Consider the following 17,322-nt stretch of genomic DNA (forward strand, 5'->3'; position numbering starts at 1 on the left):
ATGGTTATATGGATAAACCGCAAAAATGTTGTGGTTTTTTCTTTATCGTTAAAGAGTTAGCGTCTGTCGGAAGGTCAGATTGATTCTGGGTTCTACTGGTCTTGCTGTTTTTGTCAGGCAGTGTTGCCAGTATTTTTGGGTGCTCCCCGCCATTACCAGTAAAGACCCTGAAATCAGGTCACAAGTGTAAGGTGTCAGGTCTTTTCTGTATTTATGACGAAGTCGAAATCGTCGTGTTGCCCCCAGACTGAATGATGCGATAACCGGGTTCTCTCCCAGTTCAGGTTCATCGTCACTGTGCCAGCCATTACTGTCCTGACCGTCTCGATAGAGGTTGATCAGAACGGAGTTAAAACGATGGCCACATATAGCTTCAATCTGTTGTTTAATAGAAATTATCGTCGGGTTCCACGGATGTGGGGATAGTGTCAGTCCGGAATATTGGTAGTTTGCATCAGAGTCTCCCATCCATACCTGAAGCCTGGGAATAGCAAGGGTTTTACCATAAAGTGTTATATGGTCCTGCTGCCAGGGTAATGTAGAGCGTAGTTCTGAGTAGAGCTGATGGCAGGTGGCTTCGGGTGCTATCTCAGGCCAGAAAAGCAGGCGGGCATCAGGAAGGTTGTGTGTCTGTGGAGGCGTCGAAATGGCAATAAACGTATTCAATGTTGTGGGCTCCTGACTACTTATTTGAGCACCTGTGACAGTCTTGGGGAACGGTTTTTAAATAACGGCTACATGGCAACGAACGCTACCCGAAAAAGCCGGACCCGCTTGCGCTTATGCGGGTAGCGGGCAACGGTCTTAACAAGTTATAACCCGGGCGAATCGTACGTTACCCAGTAGATCATTTCTCCCGGACAGTCGCTGCCCAGAACATCTTCCATAATGTTATTGAGTTTTAGTTTGCCTATTTTTTCCAGCCACTGGTCGTCATCTATTTTTTCTTCCAGCAACCAGCTGGGTACAGACTGACTGTCAGAGTTATACCAGGCCACAGGAAAACGCATATCTCTGGGCAGGCGATTGCGCTTCACGCTCAGTGATGCATCACATCGTACTACCATACTATCAGCTACCTGCTGACGTTTACGCAGGTATTTGGTGGACTCTTTGGCGTATTTTTCCTCGTATGGGCTCATCAACTCTTCATAGCGGCTTTCCAGGCAATGGTCGTAGGCACGGCTGATGTCGCCGTTTTCATAACCCATAATGCCACAGGCTTCGGTAACCCGATTTTTAATATCCCGGCTGAGTTCTTCATACCAGGAGGCATTAGGTCCAAGCACTCTTTGCGCTTCAAGGGTCGCAACAAAGATCAGGTTTTCATCCGGTGTAAAACAGGATGAAATGTTTTCTGTATGGACTGGTGCTTTAGTGCTTATAGAAGGCTCCTGACGGATAATTTGTTCCCGGGTTCGTCTGGCTGCATTGCAGAAATCAGAACTTTCTGCAGCAGGGCTGTCAGAAACTATGCCCGGAGAGGCAAAAGCCAACGTATTGGCCATCAGGTTGAAAGAGAAAAAGGAAAGAGCAGCTACAAGAGCTGCTTTGAGGACTATCGACATATTCGCTCCTTGAACACATCTTTTTCGGACCCATCTCCAGATACCACGAGGTACTGGATGCATTTTATTCACACTTTATTCAATCATGTATAACATGTTCAGCGGGTCAGGGGTAGGCTCTTGATTCAAACCGCAACGAGCGCAACATTCGTTGTTATGATCCAAGGCTCAAGCTGCCTTTATGCAAGTCCCAAACACAATGCATTACTTTGAAAGCAGAGAAATGATTGCATTATTGCGACCTAAAGACCCGCACACAGCGAGTATGGCAAGGCTTGCTGTGTTCGTTGTGTTTTTTTTCAACTGTCCTGTAATATCTCCTGCTTGCCTCGAATGTTCGTAAAAGACCAGTTCTGAATACCCCAGTTCAGGATCTCCTCAACTGAACTCATCATAAGGTCAGACTTCGGTTGAAGGCCCAGTGCAGCGAATGCCCTGATGAGTATTGGGCGAGGGTTGTCCAGGGGGATGGCAGGCGCATGATTCTGTTTACTGAGTTTGTTGCCGCTACTTTGGGTAATGACTGGAATATGGGCATGGTCCGGATGTGGATAGTCCAGCTGACTCTGCAGATAAAGCTGTCGGGGAGTTGAGTCCAGAAGGTCTACACCTCTGACGATATGAGTGATCCCCTGAAAGTGATCGTCAACGCAGACGGCCAGCTGATAGGCATACAGGCCATCCTTCCGTTTGAGAATAAAGTCGCCAAGAGCGCTTAAATCAAACGACTGCTCACCTTGAATACGATCCCGGAACTGAATGATTTTATCGTTACACAGAAGTCTCAGTCCATGGGGTTGGTTGGGGATGTCGTGGCGCTTTCGACAATAACCCGGATAGACGCCATTCAGTCCGGCAAGTCGTTTGCGGGTGCAGGTACAGGGGTAAAGTTTCTTTTCACGCAGCAGTTTATTCAGTGTTTCATCGTAGGCTTCGCTGCGGTTACTTTGAAAAAGTACACTGCCATCCCATTGCAGGCCATAGGCTTCCAGTGTATTAAGGATGAGGTCTGCAGCACCTGGCTGCTCTCTTGGGGGGTCAATATCCTCCATACGTACCAGCCATTTTCCTTGATGGACACGGGCATCCAGATAGCTTGCCAGAGCGGCAACCAGTGAGCCAAAGTGCAGGGGGCCGGATGGGGAGGGAGCAAAACGTCCGATGTAGGGTTTGTTGTAGATAGGGGTGCTCAGTGTGTCGCCCATGGGGAATGATATGAACGTTGTCCGCTATCCGTTGTTCGACGCCCGCTCCCCGAAAAGGCCGGGTAGGCTTACGCTTTTACGGACAACGGGAAGCGGACAACGGGCTGGATCATTTACCCAGCTGTCTTTCCTTGATCTCAGCCAGTGTTTTGCAGTCAATGCAAAGTGTGGCTGTTGGCCTGGCTTCCAGACGACGAATGCCGATTTCTACACCACAACTATCGCAGAAACCATAATCATCTTCTTCGATTCGGGTCAGAGTACTGTCGATTTTCCTGATTAGTTTACGCTCGCGGTCACGGGTTCTCAGTTCAAGACTGAACTCTTCTTCCTGACTGGCGCGATCAGCAGGGTCCGGGAAGTTCGCGGCATCATCCTGCATATGGTTCACTGTACGATCCACTTCTTCCATCAATTCCCGCTTCCAGTTCAGCAGGATCTTGGTGAAGTGAGCAACCTGTGGCTCATTCATATACTCTTCCCCTGCCTTTTCCAGGTAGGGAGTAAATGATTTGAGCAGATTGCCTGTATCCGCGTTTTTCTGTGCTGACATGATTACAGCCTCACCACCTTCTATTCATGAGCCAGGGGAACAACAATCCTGGATCTCTCCATTTAGAGATGTTCGCTTCAGCTTGTTGAAAGCCGCCTCTGCGATCCCTCTGTTTCTGCCGGTTAGCCGGCTCCCTGAAAGCCAAGGTCAACACCATGGGTGCCTAGCGAGAACAAAAGCTCCTGACACTTGTCTCTTGCCTTCCTTAAAGAAGCGGAGAAACTACCAAAACCCATGGCAAGACGCCATAAAAAAATATCATCCGCTTTCTGACATTGACTAAAACCGGTGCTCAGGTCAACTGATATTATGCTCTCTATCGGCTATCCACCCGATTCTGAGGGCTTATCAGCCCTGCTGATGCAGAAATTATCAACGGTTATCTTAAAATTCTAGTTTAGAATATAAACAAGTAAATTAATGAATTTAAGTAATTAGGCTAAGTAATGAAATACGATAGTCGCCTCTCAGAGGCTCGTTTTCTAAGAAGATACAAACGATTTATGGCGGATGTTGAGCTGGCAGATGGCTCACAAATTACCCTGCACTGCCCTAACACCGGCTCCATGAAAAACTGCCTCTACCCCGGTTACCGGGTATGGTATTCAGATTCCGGAAATCCCAAAAGAAAATATCCCTGTACCTGGGAGCAGGCCGAGATTCCGGTGGTGTTTAACGGCGAAGAGCGTATAACCCGGGCGGGACTGAATACCGGGCGAGCCAATGCTCTGGTGGAGGAACTGCTGATGTCAGGTAAGGTGCCTGAGCTTTCCGGTTATCAGAATATCCGGCGTGAAGTGCGTTATGGCGAAGAGAACAGTCGTATCGATCTGTTGCTTCAACAGGAAGGACTGTCAGACTGTTATGTGGAAGTAAAAAGCGTCACGCTGGCGATGGGGGATGGACTTGGCCTGTTTCCGGATGCGGTAACCAGCCGGGGCACAAAACACCTGCGTGAGCTGGCGCAGATGGTTGCTGGTGGTAGCAGAGCGGTATTGTTTTTCTGTGTTCAACATACCGGCATTGATCAGGTATCTGTCGCAAAAGAGATTGATCCGGTTTACGCAGAAGAGCTGCAAAAAGCTCTTGAAGCAGGGGTCGAGGTAATGGCATGGGGCGCGGAAATGTCGCCAGAGACTATTAAGCTTGTTAAGCCATTGCCAGTGATCCTGTAAGAAGACTGGCAGCCTGGTGCATGATTTCAATGGATATGACAGTTAGGTTGGGTCGGGTCGAGCGGAGCGAGCCCCAACAAATCTCGCCCCCCATAAACAACAGTTAAATATTTACAGTCTGAATTGCCGGGCCCGTTTTTTTGCGGGTTGTTTGTTTGCTGTTGAGGGTTTGTGTTGGGGCTCGCATTCACTCGACCCAACCTTGTCACCGGTCAATTTCAGTGAAACCATGCGTGACGTCCTCTGCTTCCAGTCGGGCAGGCAGAAGATTATCAGCCCGAATTAATTTGGAGCGAATACAGGTATATGACTATATCTGGCAGTGTTAGACGAATTTATAATAACAGCTTCCAATGACTTTTTTCCGTAGATTCATAGATGCTGCTCTATATACTTGACCTGTTTGGTACTGCGGTTTTTGCGATTAGTGGTGTTTGGATCGCTTGCCGTAAAGACATGGATTTGTTTGGCGCAATGGTGCTTGCTTTTGTCACCGCTGTTGGGGGTGGCACCATCAGGGATGTTTTGCTCTCATCGACCCCCGTGTTCTGGATAACCGATACGCTCTATTTGCAGGTGATCCTTGCGACCACCCTGTTTGCCATTATGGTTCGTCAGTGGCACGAGCGGAGTAAATGGATACTTCAGGTTTCTGATGCCCTGGGGCTGGCTGTTTTTGTGGTGATCGGTGTGACCAAATCACTGTCGTCTGGTTTCGATCCGATGGTCGCTATTATGATGGGCGTATTAACCGGCTGTGGTGGTGGCGCTATCCGGGATATACTGGCCGGTGAAGTGCCTATGGTGTTGAGAAAAGAAATCTATGCGTCTGCTGCGATGCTGGGTGGAGTGGTATTTGTACTTCTGGACCCGGTTATCAATAACAGCGATGTGACTACGGTTATTGCCATGATTACTGTATTGGTTTTAAGGCTGCTGGCACTTTATAAAGATTTGTCTTTGCCGCGCTTTGGTTTGCCGAGATAAACCGGTATCAATTTCTGATCGGCTCAATGTATGAGCTGGTCAGGCAACTGTAATGCTTGCGGGAATCCCTGTTTATCAAAAGAGCCATCAAAATGACTGTGCCGAGTCATAAGAGGCGCTAATCAAAATAGCTTGCATTGTTCTGGTTGAAGAGGGCTCTGATAGATCACATTTCAGGTTGAAAAGAAGGAGTTGTCCCGGTTTTAAAGGGTCTTGACTTGTTCTGTGCTCTTCAACGTCTTGGTAATTGAAGGCCACTTTATAGAGGTAGGAGCTCTTTTTTCTAACCCTCATCTCAATGAAACCAACTCCTTTTTTTGGACAGTATTCGGCGATTTTTCCAAAAAAACGGTGCTCTTCCTTTTGTTTGAATTGCCATTCTATGAGTTTGTCATCACTCGGTTTGCCGCCATTTTCCTTCTTAAACTTTTCCAGACTGGCAAGTCGTCTTTCTCTGCGGTTTTGCTTCTCCCTGATGATGGCTTCATCCTCCGGTAGTGGCTCAATGCTGGTTAAAGGGGGGTGACCTGAAACAAGATTGGTATGCTCAGGGATCAGAGTTTTTTGTGCTTCAGTTGTCGTGTCCACTTTGTTGCCTGGGAGCGTGACTTTTTGATGGAATTTAGATTGGTTTGGCTGCGGTGTTGAGCAGGGCTCTTCAATAGAATTGGTTTGCTCTGTGTCCTGTTGTGAAACGTGCCTGCCGGAGGTTGCTACATTTCGGCCATTCCAGGATGCTTGAATACATGCACAAAGTTCATCGGCAGTAAGCATTTTTATGGGTAAAGAAAGGTCAGTCTGTGTACTGATGTCCAGATAATCTTTGAGCATATATTCTTCCCATGCTGGTATCGCGTATACAGAATGGTTATTGAAAAATAATAAAAAATAAAATTTCGTGATTCTTTAGGCTACAGAGTTAGTTGATAGTTTCCCTCTTACTCTTCGTTTGAATAAATATGCTGCTTTAATGCCCAGGTGATATGCTCTCTTACCAGTTCTGATGGATAGTTCATGCGCCCCTGCAGGGCTGAAATAATAGCTTCGCTGGTGGGGGCATTCCCCAGTGCAACAGCAATATTCCGCAACCAGCTTTCATAACCGGCCCTGCGGATCGGGGAACCGGCTGTTCGCTCCAGAAACTGCTCTTCACTCCAGTTGAACAGATCAATCAGGTCGCTGGAGTCCAGATGATGACGTGGCTGGAAGTCGCTTTCCTGAGTGGGTTTGGCAAAACGGTTCCAGGGGCAGGCCAGCTGGCAGTCATCACAGCCATAGATACGATTCCCCATCAGCGGGCGCAGTTCTTCAGGAATGGAGCCTTTGTTTTCAATGGTCAGGTAAGAAATGCAGCGACGGGCATCCACCTGATAAGGGGCAACAATCGCCTGGGTAGGGCACTTGTCCATGCAGGAGGTGCAGCGGCCGCAATGGTTGTTTTCGTAGGGTTTATCCACAGGCAGTGGCAGGTTGGTGAACAGTTCACCAAGGAAGAAAAATGAACCTGCCTGACGGTTCAGTATCAGGGAGTGCTTTCCCATCCAGCCTAACCCGGCCTGTTGAGCCAATGGGCGTTCCATCACCGGTGCGCTGTCCACAAAGGCGCGATAGCCATGGTTGCCGACTTCTGCTTCGATCTGTTTGCCGAGCTGGGTGAGTCGTTTTCGAATCAGCTTGTGATAATCACGGCCCAGGGCATATCGGGAAATATAGGCTTTTTCAGGCTCGTTCAGTAATTTAACGGTTTGTGTATCAGCAGGCAGGTAATCCATACGAGCCGAGATAATCCGCAGTGACCCGGGGTGCAGTTGCTCCGGGTGAGCCCGCAGGTCCTTATGGTGCGTCATATAGGCCATATCACCCTGGTAACCATTTTCCAGCCAGTCTTCCAGGTGCTGAATATCGCTGTCCGGGATTTTTGCTTCAGTGATCCCGATGTCCTGAAAGCCAAGCTCTCTGGCCCAGATGCGTATTTTTTTGACCAGGCTTTCCATGTCCGGCACTGGCGATGAGTCCGTCAATGTGGTTAAAGTGGATTGTAAAGATGACTGTTCAGGCACTGAATTGGATTAACTCTTTTGGCATAGTTTGTTGAAGGCCGTTGTCCGTTACCCGCTGCCCGTTGTCCGCAAAAGCATAAGCGAACCCGGCTTTTTCGGACAATGTTCGTTGAAATGGGGAAGTTATTTAAGGATAGTCCCAAAACTTGTCGTCCCCGTCGCTGGGCGTTTAATTAGCGGTTGGTATTGTATCATCGCGAGCATGCTTATGAATAAGAGCTTACCAGAGTCTCTCTACACAGCCGATCAGGTTCGGCAGCTGGATCATGTGGCCATCCACCGGGAGGGCATCCCCGGTTTTGAACTGATGAACCGTGCGGCCCGGGCAGTGTTGGCGGCTATTATTCGTCGCTGGCCAGAGGCAAAGACCCTGCTGGTACTTTGTGGCGCCGGTAACAATGGCGGCGATGGTTACCTGGTGGCCAAACTGGCAAAAGAGCAAGGCCTGAGCGTTTCGGTGCTCGCCTTTAAGGATCCTGCCCGGCTGGCCGGGGATGCTCTGACCGCCTGGCAGACTTGTTCCGATGCTGGTGTTGTGGTTCGGACTTACGATGGCAGGGAGCCATTGTCTGCGGATGTGGTTGTGGATGCCATGTTGGGAACGGGTCTGTCCGGGAACGTTCGTGGACATTATGAAGAAGCCATAAAGCGGCTTAATCACACTGAAACCCCGGTGTGTGCAGTGGATCTCCCTTCCGGCCTCTGTGCCGATACGGGGGTGCCATTGGGCAGTGCGGTTAAAGCCACACTCACGGTTTCCTTTATTGGTTTGAAGCAGGGATTATTAACGGGGCAGGGCCCTGAGTATTGTGGTGAGCTGATATTTAACCATCTCAGGATGCCGGAAGCGGTTTATCAATCGGTTCCTTCCCATTGCCAGCGAATCACACCAGGGCAGTTTCAGGGCTGGCTTGCGCCAAGAAGCCGGGCGGCTCATAAAGGGGATTTTGGCCATGTGCTGCTGATCGGTGGTAACAAGGGGATGCCCGGAGCGATTATCATGGCGGCTGAATCTGCCATCCACTGTGGCGCAGGTCGTGTCACGGTAGTAACACGCAAGCAGCACCTTACCGCGCTGGCCGTTCGTTGCCCTGAGGTGATGGGGACTTCGGTGGAAAGCCAGTCGGGTCTTGGCTCTCTTGCTGAGGGAAAGAATGTTATTGTTATCGGACCCGGTCTGGGCAGGGATGATTGGGCATTAAAACTGTTAAAGGATGCGCTGGCTGCTGAGTGTTCGCTGGTGCTTGATGCTGATGCCCTGAATCTTTTATCGGATCATCCACAATTGCTAAATGGGCGAAAGTCTCCGATTATTTTCACGCCCCATTCTGGTGAACTGGCCCGCTTGTCCGGGCAGGATATACCGACGATTCAGCAGAATCGGTTTGCTGCACTGGCTGACGGTCATGGACAATTAACGACGATGACCGAAAGTCTGCCGGATATCACCCTGTTATTAAAAGGGGCGGGCACCCTGATTTTTGATGGCCAGAATACGGCATTATGCTCCGAGGGAAACCCCGGTATGGCAGTGGCAGGGATGGGGGATGTGCTCAGCGGTGTTATTGGTGCACTGCTCGCGCAGGGGCTGGAACCTTTCAAGGCAGCCCAAATGGCAGCCTGGCTGCATGCCTCGGCGGCGGATGAGGTGGTTGCCGGTCAGGGAGAAACGGGTTTACGGGCGACCGAACTGATTCCGGTCATCAGACAACGACTGAATTTTATCATTGGTTAATTAGCAGACGGTTTTCGGTTTTAGGTTTTATCCGAGAATGGCTGTTATGGAAAAAGCTTATGCAAGGCAGATATGAACTGCTGATAGAAAATGAAGAAGCCATGGTGGCGCTGGGGGGATATCTGGCAGAAGCCCTGGGAGGCAAGGGTATTGTCTTTCTGCATGGTGACCTGGGGGCGGGTAAAACCACATTCAGTCGAGGTGTACTTAGATATCTTGGGCACCAGGGCGCCGTGAAAAGCCCAACCTATACACTGGTCGAGCCTTATGAGGTGAATGGCCACAAGGTCTATCACTTTGATCTCTATCGTCTTGCCGATCCGGAAGAATTGGAATTTATCGGTGGCCGGGACTATTTCAATGAGGTGGCACTTTGTCTGGTTGAATGGCCGTCCCGTGGGCAGGGAGAGTTGCCGGAAGCCGATCTGGATATTACTTTTGACTACGACTTACCTGGAAGGAAAGCGACAATCATCGCTGGTACTGAAGCAGGGAAAAAAGCGCTGAATAAAATCAGATCGCTGCAGGAGGGTGGATGAGCCAGAGAACAGGGACTGTTCACCGAATTCTGACAGCATTATCAGCAAAAATGACTGGTAAGAAAACCTCCATACTCTCTCAGGAAGGGCGGGTAAAAAAAGGGGTTGTCGAACCGGCTTTTGCAGATGGCAGAAGGCGTCTGGTAAAACAGCTGGGTATTCTGATGGTGGGACTGTCGGTCCTCAAGGTTCAGGTCGCTGAAGCAGTCTATAAACTGATTAAAAATGTCAGGCTCTGGCGCTCGCCGGATAAAACACGACTGGTGTTTGATGTTTCCGACGCGGTTGAACATAACAAGTTCCATCTGAGTAATCCCAGCCGACTGGTTATTGATGTCGATGGCGCAAGGCTCAGCGGTTCGTTCAATGGCTTGCAGCTGAAAGGGACGCCGATTCAAAAAATCCGGCATGGTTCCCGCAATCAGAATGACCTGCGTATTGTACTGGACCTCAGCGAAAAAGTGGCCAGTGAAAGCTTTCTGTTAAAGCCTAATGCCACTTATGGTCACCGTCTGGTGGTTGACCTGTTTGATGATGAGGGCAGAAAACCAAAGCCGGTGGTAAAACAGAAACCCGTTGGTTTTCGGAATATTGTGGTGGCGATTGATGCCGGCCATGGTGGTGAAGACCCGGGAGCCATTGCTTATGGCGGTGGTTATGAGAAGCACGTAACGCTGGCGATTGCCAAAGAACTGGCGGCATTATTGAATCGTACAAAAGGGTTTAAACCAGTGCTGGTGCGGACTGGCGACTACTATGTTGACCTGCGTCGCCGTACCCAGATTGCCAGAGAGAATAACGCCGATCTGTTTATCTCTATTCATGCGGATGGTTTTAAGGATCGACGTGCCAGAGGAGCTTCCGTGTATGCCCTGTCACGTAGAGGTGCTACCTCGGAAACCGCCCGCTGGCTGGCGCAAAAGGAGAATGCAGCAGACCAGATTGGCGGGGAGGGCGGTATTTCCCTGAATGATAAAGATGATGTTCTGGCGGGAGTTTTGCTGGACCTGTCCATGACCTCAACACTCTCTTCCAGTCTTGAAGTGGGCAACAAGGTGCTTGGCAATATGGGGGGAGTCAACCGACTCCATAAAAAGAACGTCGAACAGGCGGGCTTTATGGTGCTGAAGTCGCCGGATATTCCCTCGATTCTGGTGGAAACCGGATTTATCACCAATCCGGAAGAGGCCAGAAAGTTGAAGAGCCGCAGTCATCAGAAAGCCATGGCGAAGGCGATCTTCAGCGGGGCAACAAGCTGGTTCTATCAAAAACCTCCGCCGGATACGCACATTGCCAAGTGGAAACATGAGGGTACACTTGTTACCCGGCCTTCACGGTATCAGATCAAGGCTGGGGATACGTTATCTGAGATCGCCAATCAGTTTGATATCAACATGAATGACCTTAAGCGTGTTAATCGGCTATCCAGCGCTAATAATATTCGTGTTGGCCAGATACTGGTGATTCCAAATTAATCCGGAACAGGCTGTTACCATAGCTCTGCGTTTACACTGCTGTCGTCATAAATAACTGGTCTGGATTATCGTCTGTGTCGAGCCCATCTGTGCTTTCAGTAAGGTGTTCGTATCGAGTATAAAAATAAAGGGGTGTCTTGCGTGTAATACCTATGGTGTTGACGAGGAACTGGCAGGGGGATGAATCAGGGTCCAGCTCTCTTAGTTTTCTGGCATTAAGGCAGCAGGGGATGCATGTCAATCCTGTCAATCCTGTCAATCCAGCCAGGGAGCATATTACAATTACTGTGTTGTCATCGTTTGGCATTGAATCCGGAGTTGTTGTCTCTGTCCGGATTGGTGAGGCTGGCTGAGTGGTAGAGGGGGCGGGAGTTGTGGTGATCTGGCAGGTTGCCCCGGTAACCGTGCTATTCATACGCTGATTTTCGCAAATAACCATGACGGCGCTAATATTCATACCATTATGTATCTGCGGCCCGATGAGTTCGCAATCCAAAAAGTGGGTTTCGTTACCGAGGCACTGAAGATACTGCCAGCCCAGGAAGTTAACGACTGGAAATGACAGGTTTTGTTGTAGCGCAATTGCTCCCTCCCCGGAAAGGCCCATTCCACGACAGACGGCACTGGCGGCGTTATTGTCAAAGCCGTTACCTTCAATATATAGCCATCTGTTGCCATACCACATTACCAGAAACTGATTATCGGGCCCTGCTCCGCATTCCTTTGAAACCTGAACGCCCGGGGGACAGTTGATTGCCTGAATATATCCGGGGTCAGAGAATCCATCATAGATTACAAGGTTACAGGCCGTAATGTCTTTTTCGCTACCATTACAGCCAGAAAGACTTGTTGTATAGGTGGTTGTGTTGAGATTGTCATGATATTGCGCGTTGACAAATCTGGCACCGTCTCTTGGGTATCCCAAAGCGTAGCAAAGTACGCTGGCTTCATTGTCATTGGGTGTACCAGTGAGGAGTGCTCCCCATTCGCGATAAATAATACGCGCTTCCGGACAGCCAGCCGTGCCATTTTTGACTGGAGTCGTTGTTTTGCATTTCTGGAGCCGAAGATCAACCTGGATGGGGCATTCCACCATCAGACAGTCTGACTGATCATGACGTTGATGGGGCGTCAGTTCAGTTTTAGGACAGTCCAGAATGCTTTCTTCGTCTCCGGTGCATTGAAAGGTTTCCTGAACACTCATATGCTCCCACGAGTGGTAGCAGTTGAGGCTTGAAACTTTGCCGCCTCTGATGAGCCCGAGTTCGTGGCAGAGTACGCTGACCCCTTTATTGTCAATGCTACCATGTGGGAAGGTTGCCCTTGTACCATTCAAAAGTAGATCGGGTACAAACGTAATCATACCCGTTTGTCTAACAGAGCCAAGGTTCATTCCAATAGGCTGGCAGCGTACAGCTACCGCTTTATTGTTATTCAGATTACCGTTTTGTTCGTCCGGCTCTTTATACTGACAATCCTGGATTTTCTTTTCACTTCCGCGACAGTGTACGTCGCCCATAATGATGTTGAGATTAGTGCCAGTGCTGTTCAGGGAATCATCATTAATTACCACCGCGTGATCTGCGGGATACTGCATTTGCCTGCAGATGATGCCAGCCTCAAGGTTACTGATACCACCGGAATCAATGTGACCCCATGTACCGTTGTGGAACACCTCAACCTTACCGCTAACAGTACTATTGCCAGGTGAAAAGCGAACAGTGGATGAGTTTGAAGCAGGTGAACCAATGGACTGCCGCTTCTGGCGAAGATTTCCTTTATCCAGTGTTGCAGACGCTTTTTTACCGGTATCATTCCGGGGAGCATTCATATTGGCTGTATCACGTATTCGCTCGGTCAATATATCCATGGGGTTCCCCTGATCATGGAGGGTAAATCCTTTTAAGCCGATATCAATCGCCATGTTTTTTGTTTCAGTGTCATAAGTAAACAGATAGACCTTTGAGTCCTTCTGCTGTTCACAGAATGTGATGGCCAGGATCCGGTTTGTCGGTGTCACAGGCATCGTCACGGCGTTAAGGGTGGGAGAAGTGACGGGCTCCCGGCAGGTGAAATTCGCAGGATTATTACTGGCCGTACCATTGAACGATTGTCCGGCCAGTTGTTCTATTGGGGAATGTTGAGTAGTGCTGTTACCGGTGCTATTGAGTGAACGTACACATTGCAAGACCCCCATGGCAGGTACAAAGTCTCCAGTCTCGCTGATGCTGATAAAGGGGCTATCGGATAACTTTCTTACATCAGGTGCACAGGACTGGTAGCGAAGGCACTCTGTTTGCTGTTTTTGCGTCCCCGGTTTGCCAGCAACCAGCCATCCAGCCGTCCGTGTTTCAGGAAAGGTGGTCACATTATGGCTATCCGGTTTGGGGCACCTGTCATTACTGCAGGTTGCCCCGGCATTTCCGGCCATAAAAGCACTGACTTCCCGCCAGAGATAATGACGTATTTCTGCTGCCGCTGCGGCTGTCGGTTGAAAAAAACTCCAGCCCCTGTTGGGGGCGATGCCGGCAGATTGATCACAATGGGAGCCGGGTTCTGTAGGTTCTGTAAAGCGGAGCCGGGTGGAGAAAGGAACTGCCTGTTCTGCTGTTTCAGTATTCATTGTCGGGCGTTGATCAGCCGCTTTGACCGGGTTGCCAGGCATGCTTGCAGTGACGCCAATTTGCCCAAAAGCCTGGAGCCAGGGTTCGAGGAATGGCTGATATTGCTGTGGCAGTTTTTTGCAGAGTTCATGTAAATGATGGTGTACCTGACTGTGAGCGCCATAGCTTGCTAAAAGCCCTGTCAGTACGCTGGTGGCGAAGTGAGGGTCACCACTGGTAATGGCGGGGTAAAGGGAATATAAGATAACGGCAATATTGCCCGCGAAGGCTATGTTTTTGGCAATGCTGGCATTGTTCGATGCTTCGCCACAGGCAGCGGAAACTATCCCGGGTGCCTGGTGTATGCTGGTTATGCCTATATTTTGCAAAGAACATGGATCTATGCCTCTTATCCGGGCAGAGCCCACGGCACCGGTTATTGTGGCAGCAGCATGGTTCACGGTTACCCCGTAATTGTGGACGCCAGTGGCCAGTGATTCTTCAAGAACCCTGTATACTGTTCTGCCGAAATTGCAGGGTGTCATTTTTCCCCATCCCATCAAGCCATGATCAATAATCCGGATGATTCTTTCTGAGAGGGGAGGGGGTTCCTTATGATTGTCCCGGAAAGTTGCATTTAGGTCCGGTCCGGGTATTTTGTTTTCAGGGTTCGGGATGTTGCTTTTTGAAAAATTTCTGCCTTTGTCGCCGGGATTATATGACGTTTGTTGTTTAGTTGATGGTTGATTGTCAGACGATATTGCTACCATTTTAAAGAAAACCTTTGTAGGCATATCATTTAAAAGCTGTTTATCGTTTTTTTTTTTGCTTAATAAATGGTTGGTGAATGCTGGTGAGTATTGTGGTGGAGATTGTGTATTTATCAAGTTAAAAGCAGTTAGCCCAATGGGGTCGGAGTTTATTTGCCGTTTCTCCTATACTGACGTTTCGTTTAAGCGGGCCTGAACATCACCATTATTATTGTCTGTATGAGGTAAGGAATAGTCCCTGAATAACTTCCACATTTCTGAGCCTCTAAACTCCGTTCGTCCAGAGCCTGTCGAAGGGCGTGCCTCCGGCCTTATGTATCGTGCCAGTCATCCTTCGACTCCGCTCAGGATGAACGGAGACCGAGTTCAAAATGTCGAAATTATTTAAGGACAATTCCTAAGCGGGCTTGTGTTCTATTGGATCCAGGCCCGGAAAGGAAATAAGTGGGATTCCTGACTGTAATACTTATGGCTCTGTCAAGCATCTGGTATTCTGGCAAGTTACTAACATGCTTTTGCTACCCGGCCATTACTTTTTCCGATAAATTCTGGTTATAAAAGACCTCAGCAACTGAGAATAAAGACGCTATGAAACCCATCCGCCTCCTCGATAATCGACTGGCTAACCAGATTGCTGCCGGTGAGGTGGTGGAACGTCCTGCTTCTGCCGTGAAGGAACTTCTGGAAAACAGCATTGATGCCGGTGCAAAGCGGCTGACGGTTGAAGTGGAAAATGGTGGCGTCAAACTGATTCGTATCCGTGATGATGGTCACGGAATCCCGAAAGATGAGCTGGCTATGGCCCTTTCCCGTCATGCAACCAGTAAAATTTCCGAACTTGAAGATCTGGAAGGGGTGGTCACACTGGGCTTTCGTGGTGAGGCACTGGCTTCCATCAGCTCTGTTTCAAGACTTACACTGACGTCTAATGTCGAAGGTCAGGATTCAGGCTGGCTGGCCAGAGTCGAAGGCCGGGATATGGACGTTCAGGTGATGCCGTCTCCCCATCCCATTGGCACCACCATTGAAGTTAAAGACCTGTTCTTTAATACCCCGGCCCGGCGTAAATTCCTGCGTACTGAAAAAACTGAGTTTTCCCATCTTGAGGAAGTCGTTAAACGGCTTGCGTTGTCCAGATTTGATGTGGGCTTTGTACTTCGCCACAACCAGCGCAGCATCCATCAGCTGCGCCCGGCATTAACCCAGGCAGAGAAAGATCGAAGAGTCGCTGCCCTGTGTGGCCCAAAGTTTATTGAAAATGCGGTGATTATTGATGTGGAAGCGTCTGGCCTGAAACTGTTTGGCTGGGTGGGATTACCGACCTTTTCCAGAAGCAGTGCCGACCTGCAGTATTTCTTTGTCAATGGCCGGGTGGTTCGAGACAAACTGGTGGGCCATGCGGTTCGTCAGGCTTACCGTGATGTGCTGTTTAGTGGACGGCATCCGACGTTTGTTCTCTATTTGGAACTTGATCCTGCCCTGGTGGATGTGAATGTTCATCCAACCAAGCATGAAGTCCGTTTTCGAGATGGCAGAACAGTTCATAACTTTCTATACAGTACGCTGAATCGTGCGCTTGGAGCAGTTCGCCCGGAAGATCAGCTTCCTCCTGCGACGCTGACCAGTCCGGCACAACCTCTGGCTTCCGGCATTGATGCCGGTGAGTTTCAGGGGCAGGAAAACATCCGGCTCTCCGCTGCACCGACAAACTCTGGAAGTTATTCTGGTGGTAGCTCGGGTTCCGGCTACAGTGATCGCCGACCTTCTTTGCCGGAAACGCCATCACCGGGACAGGTTAAACGACAGATAGAAGCCTATAGCCAGCTCTACGCAACATCAGCAGAACCGGTCAGTGAAAGTATGGCGATGGCCGTGGGTGGCGAAACCGTTCAGGAGACTGCTGTGCCATTTTCTGCACAGGTGCTTCCTGAGAATCTCCCGGAGAATGAATCACTGACACCACCACTGGGTTATGCCATTGCTCAACTGAAGGGGGTTTATATTCTTTCGGAAAATGATCGGGGCATGATTCTGGTGGATATGCATGCAGCCCATGAGCGGATTACCTATGAGCGCATGAAACTGTCTTATCAGGAGCAGGGGGTTCGAGCCCAACCTCTGCTGGTGCCTAAATCCGTATCGGTCAGTGAGCGAGAGGCAGATTGTGCGGAAGAACACAGTGACTATTTTTCGCGCCTTGGCTTAACACTGGAACGAATGGGGCCGGAAACCCTGTTGGTGCGCCAGATACCGGTTATGCTGCAGAATGCTGATGTAGAAAAGCTGTTGAGAGATGTGCTTTCAGATCTGATGCAGCATGGAACCAGTGATCGAATTGAAGCCCATATCAATGAAATACTGGGCACCATGGCCTGTCATGGCTCTGTTCGGGCTAATCGCAAGTTGTCCATCGAAGAGATGAATGCCCTGTTGCGGGATATGGAGCAGACTGAGCGCAGTGGGCAATGTAACCACGGCCGTCCCACCTGGACCATGCTCACCATGGATCAACTGGATAAGCTTTTCTTGAGGGGACGATGAAATAGCACGCAGTTGTCAGTATTTTTTAACCAGCCTGTTCAGCATCTACTACCTTTACCCTTTCCCATTTGACGGTTGAACCGGTTGATCGTGATTTAACCGGCCTGACCC

13 protein-coding genes are annotated in these 17,322 nt (G+C 49.5%); 6 read left to right on the forward strand and 7 right to left on the reverse strand.

Going from position 1 to position 17,322, the window contains the following annotated elements:
• Positions 1–48 precede the first annotated feature (48 nt).
• From RM811_RS00250 to dksA, 4 genes are all read right to left on the reverse strand, one after another.
• On the reverse strand, positions 49–666 hold the full coding sequence (locus RM811_RS00250; RefSeq protein WP_402519507.1) for an alpha-ketoglutarate-dependent dioxygenase AlkB family protein: 618 nt from the start codon (positions 664–666) through the stop codon (positions 49–51).
• A gap of 146 nt (positions 667–812) precedes the next feature.
• Positions 813–1,568 (reverse strand): hypothetical protein, encoded by a 756-nt coding sequence (locus tag RM811_RS00255; RefSeq protein ID WP_402519510.1) that lies wholly within the window; start codon positions 1,566–1,568, stop codon positions 813–815.
• Between the two features lie 299 nt (positions 1,569–1,867).
• Positions 1,868–2,773 (reverse strand): tRNA glutamyl-Q(34) synthetase GluQRS, encoded by a 906-nt coding sequence (gluQRS, locus tag RM811_RS00260; protein ID WP_402519513.1) that lies wholly within the window; start codon positions 2,771–2,773, stop codon positions 1,868–1,870.
• A gap of 109 nt (positions 2,774–2,882) precedes the next feature.
• Entirely contained in the window at positions 2,883–3,326 is a 444-nt protein-coding gene (dksA, locus tag RM811_RS00265) for an RNA polymerase-binding protein DksA (RefSeq protein WP_402519516.1), read from the reverse strand.
• A 446-nt stretch (positions 3,327–3,772) separates the two neighbouring features.
• Here dksA and sfsA point away from each other — a divergent pair, with 446 nt between their 5' ends.
• Positions 3,773–4,501 carry a DNA/RNA nuclease SfsA gene (gene sfsA, locus RM811_RS00270; RefSeq protein WP_402519519.1) on the forward strand — a complete coding sequence of 243 codons (729 nt, stop codon included), beginning with the start codon at positions 3,773–3,775 and terminating at the stop codon, positions 4,499–4,501.
• Between the two features lie 378 nt (positions 4,502–4,879).
• The gene (locus RM811_RS00275) at positions 4,880–5,488 is read left to right on the forward strand and encodes a trimeric intracellular cation channel family protein (protein ID WP_402519521.1); all 609 of its coding nucleotides are present in this window, start codon (positions 4,880–4,882) and stop codon (positions 5,486–5,488) included.
• Between the two features lie 87 nt (positions 5,489–5,575).
• On the opposite strand, the gene RM811_RS00280 is transcribed toward RM811_RS00275, so the two are convergent.
• Complete coding sequence (locus RM811_RS00280; protein WP_402519524.1) at positions 5,576–6,319, reverse strand: hypothetical protein; 744 nt, start codon at positions 6,317–6,319, stop codon at positions 5,576–5,578.
• A 107-nt stretch (positions 6,320–6,426) separates the two neighbouring features.
• Positions 6,427–7,482, reverse strand: a complete 1,056-nt coding sequence (queG, locus tag RM811_RS00285) for a tRNA epoxyqueuosine(34) reductase QueG (RefSeq protein WP_402519623.1) — start codon at positions 7,480–7,482, stop codon at positions 6,427–6,429.
• Positions 7,483–7,756: 274 nt separating this feature from the next.
• Here queG and RM811_RS00290 point away from each other — a divergent pair, with 274 nt between their 5' ends.
• The 3 genes from RM811_RS00290 to RM811_RS00300 are packed head-to-tail and all read left to right on the forward strand — an operon-like array spanning position 7,757 to position 11,297.
• The gene (locus tag RM811_RS00290; RefSeq protein ID WP_402519527.1) at positions 7,757–9,283 is read left to right on the forward strand and encodes an NAD(P)H-hydrate dehydratase; all 1,527 of its coding nucleotides are present in this window, start codon (positions 7,757–7,759) and stop codon (positions 9,281–9,283) included.
• A 59-nt stretch (positions 9,284–9,342) separates the two neighbouring features.
• A complete protein-coding gene (gene tsaE, locus RM811_RS00295) occupies positions 9,343–9,822 on the forward strand; it encodes a tRNA (adenosine(37)-N6)-threonylcarbamoyltransferase complex ATPase subunit type 1 TsaE (RefSeq protein WP_402519530.1) in 480 nt (159 codons plus the stop codon).
• Positions 9,819–11,297 (forward strand): N-acetylmuramoyl-L-alanine amidase, encoded by a 1,479-nt coding sequence (locus RM811_RS00300; protein ID WP_402519533.1) that lies wholly within the window; start codon positions 9,819–9,821, stop codon positions 11,295–11,297. Before tsaE ends, RM811_RS00300 begins: the two co-directional genes overlap by 4 nt.
• Positions 11,298–11,328: 31 nt before the next feature.
• Here the strand turns inward: RM811_RS00300 and RM811_RS00305 are convergent, their stop codons facing one another.
• On the reverse strand, positions 11,329–14,670 hold the full coding sequence (locus tag RM811_RS00305; RefSeq protein ID WP_402519534.1) for a hypothetical protein: 3,342 nt from the start codon (positions 14,668–14,670) through the stop codon (positions 11,329–11,331).
• A 588-nt stretch (positions 14,671–15,258) separates the two neighbouring features.
• Here RM811_RS00305 and mutL point away from each other — a divergent pair.
• Positions 15,259–17,211: a DNA mismatch repair endonuclease MutL gene (gene mutL, locus RM811_RS00310; protein WP_402519537.1), complete on the forward strand. Its 1,953-nt coding sequence runs from the start codon at positions 15,259–15,261 to the stop codon at positions 17,209–17,211.
• Positions 17,212–17,322: the final 111 nt, after the last annotated feature.

The organism is Endozoicomonas sp. (assembly GCF_031844845.1).
In the GTDB taxonomy this organism is placed as follows: domain Bacteria; phylum Pseudomonadota; class Gammaproteobacteria; order Pseudomonadales; family Endozoicomonadaceae; genus Endozoicomonas.